General features: G+C 65.5%; 16 protein-coding genes and 1 pseudogene. 1 reads left to right on the top strand and 16 read right to left on the bottom strand.

Annotation, left to right across the window (positions count from 1 at the left end):
• Nucleotides 1-30 precede the first annotated feature (30 nt).
• The 9 genes from MOQ72_RS27120 to MOQ72_RS27080 all read right to left on the bottom strand — a co-directional run bounded on the left by MOQ72_RS27120 (nucleotide 31) and on the right by MOQ72_RS27080 (nucleotide 7,665).
• A complete protein-coding gene (locus tag MOQ72_RS27120) occupies nucleotides 31-429 on the bottom strand; it encodes a hypothetical protein (protein WP_242188502.1) in 399 nt (132 codons plus the stop codon).
• 338 nt (nucleotides 430-767) lie between these two features.
• Nucleotides 768-1,190, bottom strand: coding sequence for a type II toxin-antitoxin system VapC family toxin (locus MOQ72_RS27115; protein ID WP_242188501.1), 423 nt, complete (start codon nucleotides 1,188-1,190; stop codon nucleotides 768-770).
• Nucleotides 1,187-1,495: a hypothetical protein gene (locus MOQ72_RS27110; RefSeq protein WP_242188500.1), complete on the bottom strand. Its 309-nt coding sequence runs from the start codon at nucleotides 1,493-1,495 to the stop codon at nucleotides 1,187-1,189. Before MOQ72_RS27110 ends, MOQ72_RS27115 begins: the two co-directional genes overlap by 4 nt.
• 197 nt (nucleotides 1,496-1,692) lie before the next feature.
• Nucleotides 1,693-1,920 (bottom strand): hypothetical protein, encoded by a 228-nt coding sequence (locus MOQ72_RS27105; RefSeq protein ID WP_242188499.1) that lies wholly within the window; start codon nucleotides 1,918-1,920, stop codon nucleotides 1,693-1,695.
• A gap of 404 nt (nucleotides 1,921-2,324) precedes the next feature.
• Nucleotides 2,325-2,768: a hypothetical protein gene (locus tag MOQ72_RS27100; RefSeq protein ID WP_242188498.1), complete on the bottom strand. Its 444-nt coding sequence runs from the start codon at nucleotides 2,766-2,768 to the stop codon at nucleotides 2,325-2,327.
• 281 nt (nucleotides 2,769-3,049) lie between these two features.
• Complete coding sequence (locus MOQ72_RS27095) at nucleotides 3,050-3,961, bottom strand: hypothetical protein (protein ID WP_242188497.1); 912 nt, start codon at nucleotides 3,959-3,961, stop codon at nucleotides 3,050-3,052.
• Between the two features lie 529 nt (nucleotides 3,962-4,490).
• Nucleotides 4,491-5,015 (bottom strand): hypothetical protein, encoded by a 525-nt coding sequence (locus tag MOQ72_RS27090; RefSeq protein WP_242188496.1) that lies wholly within the window; start codon nucleotides 5,013-5,015, stop codon nucleotides 4,491-4,493.
• 234 nt (nucleotides 5,016-5,249) lie between these two features.
• A complete protein-coding gene (locus tag MOQ72_RS27085; RefSeq protein ID WP_242188495.1) occupies nucleotides 5,250-5,522 on the bottom strand; it encodes a hypothetical protein in 273 nt (90 codons plus the stop codon).
• A 223-nt stretch (nucleotides 5,523-5,745) separates the two neighbouring features.
• Nucleotides 5,746-7,665, bottom strand: coding sequence for a hypothetical protein (locus tag MOQ72_RS27080; RefSeq protein WP_242188494.1), 1,920 nt, complete (start codon nucleotides 7,663-7,665; stop codon nucleotides 5,746-5,748).
• Between the two features lie 329 nt (nucleotides 7,666-7,994).
• Between MOQ72_RS27080 and MOQ72_RS27075 the strand changes: the two genes are divergently transcribed.
• A complete protein-coding gene (locus MOQ72_RS27075) occupies nucleotides 7,995-8,423 on the top strand; it encodes a hypothetical protein (RefSeq protein WP_242188493.1) in 429 nt (142 codons plus the stop codon).
• 127 nt (nucleotides 8,424-8,550) lie between these two features.
• Here the strand turns inward: MOQ72_RS27075 and MOQ72_RS27070 are convergent, their stop codons facing one another.
• The 7 genes and pseudogenes from MOQ72_RS27070 to MOQ72_RS27040 all read right to left on the bottom strand — a co-directional run.
• A complete protein-coding gene (locus MOQ72_RS27070; protein WP_242188492.1) occupies nucleotides 8,551-9,081 on the bottom strand; it encodes a hypothetical protein in 531 nt (176 codons plus the stop codon).
• 198 nt (nucleotides 9,082-9,279) lie between these two features.
• Nucleotides 9,280-9,798, bottom strand: a complete 519-nt coding sequence (locus MOQ72_RS27065; protein ID WP_242188491.1) for a DUF6884 domain-containing protein — start codon at nucleotides 9,796-9,798, stop codon at nucleotides 9,280-9,282.
• Between the two features lie 110 nt (nucleotides 9,799-9,908).
• Complete coding sequence (locus MOQ72_RS27060) at nucleotides 9,909-10,187, bottom strand: hypothetical protein (protein ID WP_242188490.1); 279 nt, start codon at nucleotides 10,185-10,187, stop codon at nucleotides 9,909-9,911.
• Nucleotides 10,188-10,226: 39 nt separating this feature from the next.
• Nucleotides 10,227-10,961, bottom strand: a complete 735-nt coding sequence (locus tag MOQ72_RS27055; RefSeq protein WP_242188489.1) for a DUF8842 C-terminal domain-containing protein — start codon at nucleotides 10,959-10,961, stop codon at nucleotides 10,227-10,229.
• Between the two features lie 89 nt (nucleotides 10,962-11,050).
• Nucleotides 11,051-11,941, bottom strand: a complete 891-nt coding sequence (locus tag MOQ72_RS27050) for a hypothetical protein (RefSeq protein WP_242188488.1) — start codon at nucleotides 11,939-11,941, stop codon at nucleotides 11,051-11,053.
• 97 nt (nucleotides 11,942-12,038) lie between these two features.
• A complete protein-coding gene (locus MOQ72_RS27045; protein WP_242188487.1) occupies nucleotides 12,039-12,431 on the bottom strand; it encodes a hypothetical protein in 393 nt (130 codons plus the stop codon).
• 43 nt (nucleotides 12,432-12,474) lie between these two features.
• Nucleotides 12,475-12,705 (bottom strand): annotated as a pseudogene (locus MOQ72_RS27040) (NUDIX hydrolase); the annotation flags it as partial.
• Nucleotides 12,706-13,195 lie beyond the last annotated feature (490 nt).

The following is a 13,195-nucleotide window of genomic DNA, read 5'->3' as shown; positions in this document are numbered from 1 at the left end:
CGTCGCCGCAGCAGGTCCGGCGGAGCGGCGTCACCGGGGATGGTGCGCAGACGGGGCGACCGGGTCGCCGGGCCCCCGGTCGGAGACCGTGATCACTGCTCCCGGTGGCGCCGCGCGGCGGTTCGCCAGCCGCGCCGCGGCTAGGCGTCGGCGCTGCGACCGGTCGCGGCGCCGACGTTCCCGGTATCGCAGCAGCTCACGCCACCAGGTCACGCGGTCGGCGGAGAGCTGGGGCACCAGGGCGTGCACGACGCCCAGACCGAGCGCGGCGACCACGATGAGCGCCAGGCCCCAGCCGGGCAGCACCGGCGCGAGAAGGACCAGCCCGCCGCCCCCGCCACCCAGCGCCAGCGCGCCGAACACGCGGCCGCCACCCCCGCGCGGGTGCGGGGACGGGGTCGCCTGGGGATGTTCTCCAGGTACGGTCATGGTGTCTCCTTGAACCGAGGCGATCACGCCGCCCACCCGGTGCCAGCGGGTGGGCGGCTTCTTCTTTCTCGCCGTCAAGGAGATCAGCCGACCCCGACAACTGTTTTCGCAGGTCAGAGCATATGATTAGCGTACAAAACTTTTTGACCTGCGATTTCGCCGCCAACCCCTGACAAGTGATGTCCATCACATAAGCGATGGCGGTGCTTCTGACCTGCGCAAACCATTTCCGAATTCCGTAGCGCGGTGCGCACATCGTGCTGTAGTTGCGCTGCCGCTGCAGTAGATGGCAGACGGGCCGGGCATACCGACCACCGCCGCGAGCCCGGCGTTGCCGGTCAGCCCTCCGAAGGCAGCGCAGCAGTCGGTGCGCCGGGCGCGGCGACCCGGAGCCCGGCCTGGTGCGCGTGCCTGGCCAGCTTGGTGTCGTAGGTGACGAACGTTGGCGCACTGGCGCTGCTGAGCGCGGTCGCGAGGTGGATCGCGTCGAGGCTGCGCAGGTGCTGCCCGTCGAGCCGGGCAGCGTCGCGCAGCACGGCGTCGATGGGCCGCAGGTGCAGGCCATCGAGCAGCTGGTCGGCCTGTTTGACGACGTCGGCGGCCGCGCCGATCCGATGCAGCGCCCGGTGTAGCTCCACCCGGAGCAGCCCGGAGGACATGACCACCTCGGATTCACGGCCGCTCAGCCAGTCCACCAGCGCTGCCGATTCCGGCTCTGCGACCAGCAGTTTGATCGCCGCGCACGAGTCCAGGTAGATCACCGGTCGGTGTCTTCCCGGTCGGCCAGGATCGCCGCAGAACCGGTCGGTTCACCGACGGCCGCGGTGCGCACGGGGGCGGTCGCCAGGAACGAGCGCAGGCCCTGCTGCCGGTCGCGCCAGTCGGCCGGCGCCTCCCCGGAGGCCGCCCATTCGGACAGCTGCTGCTCATCAGGGTCGGGCGCCTCCAGGTACGCGACGACCTGGCCGGCGTTGGTGATCGCTAGCCGGCCTTCGGCGCGCAGCCGCGCGAACACACTCCGTGTGTCGTGCGTCAGCTGACGGATGGTCACCGGTACCTCGTTCATGTTTCCAGCATAGGACGGTCGTCAAACGTGATAATCATGCGGACTACGTGCACGCGAGTGTCTGACGTTAGGGCGATGCGTTATACACGTGCACGATGCGGCGAACCATGCGCTCATGCCCTGCCGGAGACCCCGAAAGCATCAAGGGGTACGCACCGGGTTTTGGCCTGAAGCCAGCTCTGCAAAGCCTGGGCGGGTCAAAGTGGTGGAACGTCGCTCATCACCTCGGGGAACTGCTCTCGGGCCACGGTCACGATGGTCTGGAGGAATTGCGGGAGATTTGCCTGCTGAACGGCGAGTTGCACCGCCGTCGGCTGGCCTTCGGCGCGGAGGACGGAGCAGGTCTCCACCCCATCGCTGGCCATGTGTCGGATGCTTCCGCATTGGATTCCGTTGACGCCGATGGTCATCGGTTCGCGTTCCATGAGCTGTCCTTTCGCGACCTTGATCAGTATGAGCTGGAAGAGATAGCGAGCGCCGTCTTCTGGGGCATCACCCGCGCCACGGCGGGAGGCGTAGGTGTCCAGGGGGTTCCGTCACTGATACGGCGCCCGGCAGCCTCACCGGTCGCGATCACGATCTCCATGCACGCATCGTCTCGCACGCCATATGCGAGCGCCGAGCCAGCACCAAGAGCTTTCTGACCTGGGTCATGCAAACCCGCCGCATGCCCAGGTTTCACATTCCGGCCCGGCTCACCGGCGCCCGGCCATTACTCAACACGACCGGCTGCAACTGCTTCGAAAGCTACTCACCGACGACAGCCTCGACCTCCTGGTCCGGGATCGTGGGGCCCAACAGCGGACTGTTGCCGGGACCGCGTGAATTCTTACTCGACGAGCCGTTTCCCTGGCGTGTAGTTGGTCAATAATACGTAGCAATTCGGGAACTCCTTCTGCGAATCGCCTTCTGGCCCGTCATGGTCAAATAGTACTTGATAACTCTCTTCTTGGGCTTCGAGGAAGCTGCGGGCGAGGACAACAGTGGCCCATGACTCTCCGTCAAGCCAGTGCGCAAAATTCCATGCAAGGTCGATGAGTTCGTTTTCCTCGTCGATTTCGCGATCGATTTCTTCAACCGTTCGCTGCGGATCGCCGCCCCGGGGGAAAGGTTGTCCTGGTCCGCATGACAGTAACTGAAAACGATGGTCGGCGATTTCATCGGCCCAGTTGGAGTCATGGGCCCAGAGTCTTGTTTGAATAATGAACGCCCGAAAATCTGTTTCGGTCATCGTTAGCGTGACCTGGAATACCTGTTCGCTGGTGCTGGTCATCTGCGTTCAATCTCTCGACGAGAACCAAGTAGGGGTGTTGGGGGGCCTGGCTCTCACCGGGCGCGTCGGTGTCATGGTACCTGATCAGTGCAGGTGCCGCGGAGCCAACTCGCCCGGCGATGTAATTGGCGGGCGTACCGAAGAAGGGGTCTCTGCAGAAGCAGCGGTCGTCATCGAGGTCTGGAGGTTTCTCGCTGTTTGTCGTCATGGAATCCTGCCCCTTAACGCGGCGGTTGTTGTGTCAATTATTGCAGCTTAAAGGCCAGGGTCTTGTTCGGCGATCAGCGCGCGGTGTCGTCGCGCAATGCCTCGAACCGTGCCTGTGCCAGAGTGAGAAGATCCAGGGAATCATATTGTGCATACAGGGTCTGGATTTCTGCGAATGCTTGTTGTTGATTATCCGGTACGGCTTTTTGCCTCTGTACTGCGTCGCGGAGTGCATCGCAGAATGCCGTTGGAGGGGAAACTTGCCGCATGGCCTTGATAATGCCGCTGTTGGAGTCGATCAGGATCAGGTTCAGCAGGAAGGTGGTTCCTCGCTGGCCGGGCACGCCAGGAGTGCCAGCCGGTGTGGCCCGATGGTATTGCCAGACGGAGTCTGACCACGAAATTCCGTGCTTGGGGTTGGAATCGTGCGGGTCGGTGAATCGGTAGAGCCACATCAGCCACCGGTCCGACGGCAACAGTCCGAACTCTGCATTTCCCCGGAAAGCTTTGATCTCGTGTGGTTTGGGGTCACCAAAGAATAGCAGGAATTCAGCGCCTTGTAGGGCCATCACGAGTTCTGCCCGTCCGTCAGGCCATTGGGTAACCTGCGGGTTGTAGGGGCGGCCGACTGCTCGGACGAACAACGGCGCGTGCGCCGTAGGGGGTTCGCTATCGAGCTCTTCGTCGTGCTCGTCGACCAGTAGTCCTAGCTCGTCGTGGTAGGGAAGGTCACACACCACGTAGCCGTCGATCATGGTCCATCCGACACGCAGCACGGTCTTCACCGGTGCCGGGACAAGGTCATCCTCTGTGGGGTGCGGGCCGATGCGCTTGGCGACTGCGACGGCGATGCTATGGCCGCAGTCGGAGAGATAGCAGTGCCATGGGGCCAGTTCGTCCGGCAGTGATGTCGGGTACGGGCGGTCGGGAACGACTTTCCCGGCCATGGTGCGCGCGATGATCTCGCGAGGTTTGGGGGCGGTCACGGTGTCGGTGGTCCTTTCGCTTTATCGTGTTCGTTGGCAGGGCGTGGATACGGTAGGAAAAGCGACCACGGCAAACGGCTGCCGCGGCCGACCCGCAGGGCACTCTTGGTCCAGCATGTCAGCTGCCATTTGCGTCGCCGCTGGTATCCGCCGTTGCCGAGCGTGGGCGTTCGCGGCGGTCGGGGCGCGCTTGTCCGCCACCAAGTCCTCGGCCGCGCGGCAGCCTGCCTCGACGCTGTGCTCGCGCCACGCTCGTTCGTCGTAACTGATCAAGGAAAGCCTCCGAGCTGCCAGGGCGCGTCGCCCAGTAACCTGCCGGTTCCACCTTTGAGTGCCCATCCTCCCGTCACCACCACGTTCACTGAGAACCCGCCACCTACCGCGCGCAGGTCCAGCACCAGGCCCCCAAACACCGCGCGCTGACGAGCCGAGACCGGGGGCCTCCACCGCCACTTCTACCGAGAACCCGCCAGATCAGGCGCGGACTGGCTGGCCTTCTATAGCGACGTGGGGCGGGCGAAGAGGGGCCTCAGATGATGGTGCTGGCCCACTCGTCGACGCTGCGGTACACGTGGGGAAAGGCTGCGATGGTCATGAGGAGGTCGTCGACAACCGGAACGTCCTGGGTGGCCATGTGCAGCTGCCCGGTAAACAGAGCCCCCAGCCAGTCCGGCAGGTGGACACCGGCCGGGGCGCCCGTTGCGGGTATTTCGCTGGACATGGCTTCCGTGCTGGTTATCGGCTCCAGGATCATGACGATCTTCGCCTGTTGGTCGTACTCCTTTCGCATCACCCGAAGCCACTCATCGGATACCGCAACGGGGGCCAGGCGGTGGTCACGCGGCTCAGAATTATCTCGGTGGTTTGCGATCTCGGAGTATCCCCGGGCGATCGGAGTGATTTCGGAAGGTTCAGCGTGATGCAGCAGCTGCTCTACGAACGGTAGGTGTGCGACCTCCTGTTCTGTATCGGTGTGGATCGCCAGAACTGGGATATCGAAGTCTGATCCCTGCGTCCTGGTCATGAAGACGAAGGTGAGGTACCGGATGGTCATGGTGATCTCCAATCAGGTCGGGAGCACAGTTGGACTGCGGCTTCGCCCGCGAGGAGCCTCGCAGGTGCAGGCAAATGACCGCATGCAGGGCGGGCATGTCCGCGCACCGACGGCAGCACAAAGAGTCCAGGCAGTCGATGACGTCGGCCCGCTCTCCGCAGGCCTCGTACGGGTCCTTCGACGCGGACCGCGTCCGAGGCGTGGCCGACTCGGTGAGGTCGCCGTATCGTATCGTCACTGCGCCGGTCGGCCTGGAAGTCCTTGCCTCGCACGCACTCGACCTGCCGGAGCTTTCCGGCACGGATGGTGACTTCCACAGTGCCCAGCTGCATCTGGATCGTCGATGTCGTCGACCGTTACCGGCAAGATCGCGGCGCGGAGGTCGCCGTTGTTGGTGAGCAGTCGGGCGCGCACGAGTTCGCCGAGGCGCAGACCGTTGTCGCGGGTTGCGGGGATCGCGATGAGGAGTTCCCACGTAGCCCAGGTGATCGCGCGTCGCGTGTGCACTGTCCATATCGGATGTCCGGCGGGGGCGGAGTGTGCGGGTCGACGCGGGCGCGTTGGTCGGCGGTCTGCAGTGCGCGGGTGACTGTGGAGCGGCTGACCTCGTGCCATCGCGCCAGTTCCGTTCGGGCCACGGACACTTCCAACGTGGGGCCTTTGCTTGTCCGAGGGTGTGGTGAGGACGGCGGGATCGTCGCCATCCTCACCATGGTTGCCGACTTGCTGTCTACCGGCGATGGTGCTGGATGGCGTGGTCGCCGGGGGCGTCGGCCATCGCGTCGTAGCAGTCGATGTCGCACGCCCGCCCGAGCGAGGCGGCCATCCAGCCACCGGCGGCTGTGGTGGTGCCGCACTGATCGCAGTGCGGCACGTCGAGCCCTGGACAGTCGTCATCCTCGCTGAACTCGTCGTCTTCATCGAATTCGGGGTGATGAGCGCGGGGCGGGTTGTCCTGGTGCTCGGCGACCTGACCCCGCCACCGGGCGCGCCCCTCGTCTTCGTCGAGATACACGGTGGTCGTGCTGTCCGCGTCGGCGTCCTCGTAGACCTCCCACTCGGCGTCGTCGACCGCCCACAGGGTAATCACCTGGCCATCGGGCAGCATGAAGTCGTGGCGAACGAGCGTGACCTCGACGCCGCGCCGGGCACTGAGGAACCGGTCCTCGTCGGAGAATTCCTCGATCGTGTCCTTGTTATGGTCGACGGCCGTGGCCAGGCGAGCGACCAGGCCCTTCTCCGCGCCCAGCGCGTTCGCGACCAACTCCAGCGCTGCCCGTCCGGCGGCCGATGCGGCTTCGGGCACCTGATCGGCGCCGCTTGTGTCGGCCGGCCCGACAGAATCATCGGTGGCCGCGGTGTCGCGGCTGGTTTCAGGTTCGGCGCCAGGGGTGGTCACGATCACCTCGTAGTCGTAGTACATCTGGTCGATGTGCACGCGCGTGCGTGGGCCGCGCTCGATCAGGGCCCGCGCACGGTCGACGAGATCGCCGCCGTTGAGCGTGCGTTGGGTGCGCTGGTAGTCGTCGTAGTAGCCGGGGTGCTGATAGACCAGGTCCCCAGCGGTGGTGAGGATCAGCCGCCCGCCGTTGTGGCGGCCCACGGTGCCGTAGGTGCAGCGGATCTCCCCGGCACGCTGCTGGTCGGGGATCGTGCTGAATTCGCCGCTGAGCTGTCCTTGGTCGCTGCGGGCGACTTCATCGACGAGCTGATGCAGCGCCGCTGCGTCGGCGAGCGTGGTGGCCCGCTCGGCGTCATCGGCGTTCTCCTGCTCGGTCGGTTCGACGAGGGCGAGGGTGTAGGCGAAGTCCCAGTGCGCTTCGTCGTGGGTCTCAGCGTGCCAACACACCGACGAGGCGAACTCGGAGCCAGTGAACCAGACCTTGCGGTCGACAACGATGCCACGACGGCCGTCGTCGAGCTCGACGAGCTTCCCCAGCGGCAGGGCTTCGCTCCACGCGATCGCTTTGTTCATCACACGGGTAGAGATCACCCGGTGCTCGGCGCTCTCCCCGGTCGGGATGCGACTGGATTCGGCCAGCAACCGCTCCCGCCGGTCCGCGCGCTGCGCCTCAGCGTGGGCGCGCTCGGCTTCCCGTTCGGCCTGGCGCTGCTTCTGTCGCTTTTCCTCAGCGGCCCGTTGCTCGGCGTCGATGCGTTCCTGACGCTGGGTCAGCAGGTCCTTGATAGCGGTGAACGATGCCTCGTCCGGCATCGCCCACGCCTTCCGATCGCCGTCGAAAACCCCGTCAAGTTTTTTCACCTCGGCGCGGATCTCGGTGGCCTCGTAGGGAACGCGCACCCACCGGCCTTGCTTCTTGATGTCTTCGACGGCTTGCACGCGGGCGTCGGCGGCCTGCACGAGCGGGATTACCTTGTCCCGCTTGCCGCTACCGACCCAGAGTCGGCGCTGCTCTCGGTCCCAGTTCGCGCCGATCTCACGAAGCTGGGCGCCCAGCTTGCTTTCGTAGGCGCAGTGCACATAGATCCGGCGGCCGATTTGCCAAGCCCGGTCGGTAGAGATCGTCTCGCCGATCGGCTTGGCTTTCGGCTTCGGCTCGTTCGTGTCGCTCTTGCTCATCGCGGTCTCGCTTTCGGGTGCGGTGGACCCCTTGCAGGGATTTACCTCGACGTGATCAGTTTCGCGCATCACCCCGATAATTTGCAATTGCAAATTATCGGAGAAAAGCCGGTCCGGACAGACCAGAGCTGTCGAGGCGTCCACCGCTGCCGGACCGGCCGCGTCATCCTCGCACGTCTGGCGTTAGTCGCGCGGTGGCCAAGGCGACGGCTCCGACTGGACTGAGTCGCTTGTCAGCGCCTCACAACACCCATTCGCCGACCATTTCGCTACCCTCGCCGCGCATATTCGCACCAGTCGGATACGAACACATCGCCACATAGGGCCGCGGGCCGGCCAACATCATCGCGATCCGTCCAGAGAGGACGGTGACCAACGAGTAGAACAGTGAGTAACTAGTGAACAGCCGCAACGACATTGACCCCCGCGAGATCCTCCTCTCCGGGTGGATCGGCGAACATCCAGTCACAGGCCAGGACGTCGCGCACCTGCTCCTCGCACCCGCTACTGGTGCGATCACCGAACTGATGCCGTTGCTCGCCGACGCACTCGGTCTACAGCCCATCGCCGGTGCCCCGGCACAGGTCGACCCCGCTATCGCGCACGTGGCTCTCGAAGGTCAGTCCACAGTACGGGTCCTCTACGGAACCGGTGGCGAACTCGTACGGCCGATCACCCCCGAGTGGGCCTCAGCCGCCCTCGGCCTGCGCATGGTCATGCTTACCTGCGGTACCCAGCCCGCCCCGAAAAACACCCAAGCCGCCCTAGACTGCTACCTCGCCACCGCCAAGGGCCTCTACATGGGACTGCTCTCCGTCATGAGCTAACAGAAGAAGGCAGCGCGAGCGGCGTGTGCCCGCACCGTTGGTGATCACTGAGCACCGGACCGCGTGGCAGAAACGCATGCGAGGGGTGGGAACCGAATGCGGCCAGAATGGAGCGCCAGCCGGTTGCTTACTCGCCGTGTTCGAGTTCGTGGTGCCGGTCGAACAGGTCACCGGCTCGATAGACCGATCCATTGTTGGTCCGGCTCGCCTTGATCAGCACCGGCTCGTCGCGCGCCTGGCGCGACATCCGCATCGCGGCTTCGCGCCGGTTGCCAGCCGATTCGTCGACCATGCCGAGTGCCTCGGCGCACTTGCCGACGCGCACCATGTCGTCCTCGCCGTAGCCCTCGCTGCGGAGCCAGGCGACGAGTTCGGACAGCCACTGCGGAGCGCCGCCCGTCGAGGCGCCGGCGCTTGCCGGGATCATTTCGCCGAGTTCGGCCGCCTGGTCGTGTTCCTGGCGCTCGTCGATGGCCTCGACCGGAGCGGACTCCCATCCGGCGACGTCATCGTTGGCGAGTAGCAGACCATCCTCCTGCTCCTGGAACCGCACCGCCAGCTGTTCTATCCACTCGACTGGTTCCAGCCCAGCGGCGTGGGCCTGAGCGCCGATCAGGTAGGTCGCTGCGGGTCCGAGCCGGACCACCATCGTCGTCATCGTGTGATGCTCCATTCATCAGGGGAGCCCCGGAATCGGGACTGATTCCTTTTCTGGCGTTTCCGGGGTGACTGATCATGCCGGGTGGCATTCGTGAGCCAGGATGACGGGGGCCCGACCGAAGTCCTGACCCACAGCTCAGCGCCGGGTTGCTCTGGGAGATCACCACGGCCAGCTCGATTTCGCTGATCCCGGTTTTCACCTCGATCGGGCGGCAACGCCGGCGGTGAGCCGGGCGAGGACGCGGCGTTGATAGCCGATGCCCGGGGCGCTGATGTAGGCGTCGTGCACGGTGACGGCAGCCAGGCCCTCCTGCGCAGCCACGCGCGCGGCGGCCCGGAGCGCGGCGAGGTAGACGGCCGGAAGGAACGCGGCGACCTCGATTGTCAGGGTGGCCGGGCAAAGATCGCGGAGCTGCACCGCCAACGCCGTAGCGCTGATGCTGTTCTCGCAGATCATCGACACGTCGTAGGGCTCCAGCTCGGTGTCGGGTTCGACCAGGCCGTGCAGTGCGGAGAGGATGCGCACCTGGCTGCCTGGCACGTCGGCGGCCTGGGTCTCGACCTGCCGCAGTGCGAACCGGAAGTGCGGACTGGCGTACAGCTCGCGAGCAGGTGCCGGGCGGTCGAGCTTGTTCCGGCCGCACGGCACGACGAACAACACGTTCCTCGTGGTTACGACTTCCGAGATGTCGGGCGGTGGCGGAGTGGTGGTCATCAGCGCTCCTGTTCAAGCCGGGCTGGTCAACAGAAATGCCTCGCCCTTGTCGGTTCCGACCGACGAAAGACGAGGCATTGAGGGGGATAACTGCGCCCCGTCCATGACAATCAGGCCAGGCCGCGCGCGTGCAGCAGGGTCAGCCCTTGCCAACGGGATTGATGCACAGCTTCGAGCGCGAGCGCGACCCTGTCTCGTACTTCCGTGTCGCCCCATCCCCACTGGTTGGCCAACGGCACGATGCTTTCGTCGCGGATCTCGGCGTTGCGCTCCGCGACTGCGTCCTTTGCTAGTGCGGCAAGGACGGCGCGAGCGTGGCTCAAAAGGTACTGGCGCAGCTCGACGGATTCCTCCTCCCACACCAGTGCCCCGTTGTACTGCTCCCGCATCAGGACACGGGCGACCGTCTCGGCAAGCGTCGGCGGTGATCAGCTCATGGTGCCGCGTACGCTGATCAGCGCGCCCACCAACCGGCCCTCGTCGGCCGCGGCCGCCATCCCAGCTCGCAACGACGCAAGATCGCCTTCCGGCAGCGTCACGCCGACGACCATCACCAGTGCCTGGCGTTGCTCGCGCGCGGCCTGCCGCCACTGGGCGTCTAGCGCGGGTTTCTCGCCGGAGGCCCACCAGGTGCCGCCCGGCTTGGTGATGCGGTCCAGCCGTCCCTTGTCTACTCGCACAGCCCATTCCGGCAGCTGCACGGGGAACTCGCCGCCTGACAGATCCACGTCGCCGAACCCCAGCTCCCGCATGGCGTAGACGGCGGAGTCCGTGACAGTTGGCGTTCCCGGGATCACCGCGCAAATGGTGTCGCCTGGGCGGATTACCAGCGCCGGGTAGATGCGGCCGGCCAGCTGCACGACGGTCGTGTAGGTCTCGTCGGGAACGTTCGAGCGGGTTTGTCCTGGCGCATGATCGGATTCCTGCCCGAACCGTGCTTCGAGTTCGCTCAGGGGCACGACTTCGGAGTCTCCGCACCGGGCGTGGACCCAGGACAGCATGTTGGCTTCGTCGCTGACGAGCAGCACGGCCGCGGACTGCTCGGTGCGCAGGTCGCCGAGCTGGCGGCACACCATGCACTCGTATTCCGGGTTGACCAGCTCCCCGGAACGCACCAGGTCGGCCTGCTCCTGTCCCAGCTCCCGGGCCACGGCATCGGACATGGTGATCTGGTACATCGTTGGTGCCTCTCTGTGCTCGGCTGCTGGCAGATGGTGGCGACCGTAGCGGTAAGGCACGCGACCCCGGCGGGTTACTCGCCATCGCCGTTTCCGTCGCGCTCGTCTGGGGTGCGCTGCATGATCTCGCCCATGTGGCCTTGCAGTGTGTGCAGCAGCTCCCGCTCAGATTCTTCGATGCGGGTCTGGATGTTCCACTGCCGGACATCGTCGACCAACTCCGCGATGGCGTCGCCGAGCCTGCCGCGTAGCAGGCCGGGACTGAGGGCTTCGACCTCGACCGCGATGTGCGGGTCGATGCCTTCGCGTAGGCACTCCTGCCGGTAGCGGGGGTAGTTGACGTCGCGGACATTGGCGGCGTGGGCGATGAATTCGCCGGAGCGAACATCGTCGGCGGTCACAGCGACCTGCCGAAAGTCCAGGTCGAGCCCGCTACCGTTGCTGTAGCGGGTGATGCGGTCTTTGACCGACCGGGGTACCACGCGTCCGGTCGGGTCGTAGTCACCGGCGAAAAGCACGCTCACGGGCTTGCCCTGCCGGGCGTATTCCTGGACCGCTTCGTGCACGAACGTCTTGCTGGACTGGCCGCGGCAGCTGAACAATCCCACACCCCAGCTTGAGGTCACGGGGTCGAGCACACCGGCGACCGAGTCGCTCTCGCACCACACCTCGACTCGCCGGGCCTGCGACGCCCAGAGGTTGCGCCGGTATGCCTCAGCCGTGCGTTCCAGCACGTCCTCGATCGAGTCGTAGGCGATTTCCTGGCGCACCAGCCGCGTACCGTCGGTGATCCACTCCCACGGCAGTTGCCCCGTCTCGCGCATGACGCCGAGCTCGCGGACGACCAGCGAGTAGTTCCGGCGGGAGGCGCTGCGGTCCTTGTCCCACAGCCGCCCGACCCCGAGGTAGTACACGTGACGCACCGAGCACGGACGCGCAGCTTCCACCAGTGCGTACAGCGCCAACCGCAACGCCTCGACCTGCGCTTTTGTGCGTCGAGGACGCTTTACGGAGCTTGCGCCGTAACCCACCCCTCCAGTCAACGCCGCCTGCGGACAGCCGTCATGTCGGTCTTGAACCGGCGGGCTGGTCGGGGTGCCGGTTGAGCTGGGCCAGCAGCTCGCGGTTGGCCGCTCGGGCCGCGTCGAGGTCGTCGTCGCGTTCCTTCAGTTGCAGCGTGAGGGCTGCTTTGTCCTCTTCGATGTCGTCGGGTCCACCCAGGCCCGACTCGCGCCAGACCTGCTCGCCCAGCGAGCGGGACAGCCGCTTCTTCAACTGCTGGACCTGGGTGGCCAGGCGGGCGCAGCGTTCTTGGCAGTTGGCCAGGTCCGTCTTCAGCGAGGTGCGGCTCACCGCCGGTCCGGCGCCCGGCCTGGCGGGCGGCTCGGCTTCGGCCGCGTGGATCTGGGCGAGCAGGTCCTTGTGCTGCTTGCGGTAGAGGAACGACCGGTCCACCCCCGCTTCTCTGAACTAACTTGACATGGCCCCTGTGGTCGACTCAATCGGAAGTCGTGCCGTGTGATGCCAAGTAATACAGCAATGGGACCAAAACCCCAGAGCCGAGAAGCTCCTTACGATGGGTCAGTTCCAAGACGCGAGACAAGGGAACCCACTCGACCCGGCCAGCTTCTTCGGTATCTGTAGGCTCGCCCACGTATTCAGCGCTGCGCCACAGGTACACGTCAATCGGCGCGGTGACCTGACCCGGCAGCGGCTCGAAAGGTGCCAGGATGTGTTGCTCGGCCAGGTGTACCCGACTTCCAGTGGCACGGTGTGCGGCTCGATGGTGTGGACGAGTCGCAGTGCAGTAGGGCGTTCTTCGCCAGGCTCGTAGAACGCTGTACCGGTGGACTTCAGGAACTTGATCGGCCGTTTCCACGAGAGGTCGCCGTCACCGCGATCATCAGTGACCTTGCTCGTGAACAACGTCGCTTCGGCGCCATCGGGTATTGACGCGAGGGCTTCCCCGTTTGCCTGCCGGTTTCGGTCAGGGGCCGGGGTCTTGCCGATTCTGACAACGCTTTCGGCGTATTCACCGCTGCCGATCTTGCTGTGCACGTCAAGCCAGGCCGCGATCTGGCTCGTCGGCCACCGGTGAACAGCGATGTGTGTTTGCCCGATGGACGCGATGTCGTCCTCGTCGATCTCGCCGGCTCGGAACCGACGTTCGGTGTCGTGCAGCACTGCCGCCATCTCCGGATCGTTGAGAATCGTCTCCA

It is taken from the genome of Saccharopolyspora soli (assembly GCF_022678645.1).
Classification (GTDB): Bacteria; Actinomycetota; Actinomycetes; order Mycobacteriales; family Pseudonocardiaceae; genus Saccharopolyspora; species Saccharopolyspora soli.
Note: the sequence above shows the minus strand (reverse complement) of the source record. Positions and strands in the feature narration are given on the sequence as shown.

Bases quoted from the DNA above. Each gene is read 5' to 3' on its own strand.
- MOQ72_RS27120 (WP_242188502.1), bottom strand. From the start codon at position 429: ATGACCGTACCTGGAGAACATCCCCAGGCGACCCCGTCCCCGCACCCG.
- MOQ72_RS27110 (WP_242188500.1), bottom strand. From the start codon at position 1,495: ATGAACGAGGTACCGGTGACCATCCGTCAGCTGACGCACGACACACGG.
- MOQ72_RS27105 (WP_242188499.1), bottom strand. From the start codon at position 1,920: ATGGAACGCGAACCGATGACCATCGGCGTCAACGGAATCCAATGCGGA.
- MOQ72_RS27100 (WP_242188498.1), bottom strand. From the start codon at position 2,768: ATGACCAGCACCAGCGAACAGGTATTCCAGGTCACGCTAACGATGACC.
- MOQ72_RS27090 (WP_242188496.1), bottom strand. From the start codon at position 5,015: ATGACCATCCGGTACCTCACCTTCGTCTTCATGACCAGGACGCAGGGA.
- MOQ72_RS27080 (WP_242188494.1), bottom strand. From the start codon at position 7,665: ATGCGCGAAACTGATCACGTCGAGGTAAATCCCTGCAAGGGGTCCACC.
- MOQ72_RS27070 (WP_242188492.1), bottom strand. From the start codon at position 9,081: ATGACGACGATGGTGGTCCGGCTCGGACCCGCAGCGACCTACCTGATC.
- MOQ72_RS27065 (WP_242188491.1), bottom strand. From the start codon at position 9,798: ATGACCACCACTCCGCCACCGCCCGACATCTCGGAAGTCGTAACCACG.
- MOQ72_RS27060 (WP_242188490.1), bottom strand. From the start codon at position 10,187: ATGCGGGAGCAGTACAACGGGGCACTGGTGTGGGAGGAGGAATCCGTC.
- MOQ72_RS27055 (WP_242188489.1), bottom strand. From the start codon at position 10,961: ATGTCCGATGCCGTGGCCCGGGAGCTGGGACAGGAGCAGGCCGACCTG.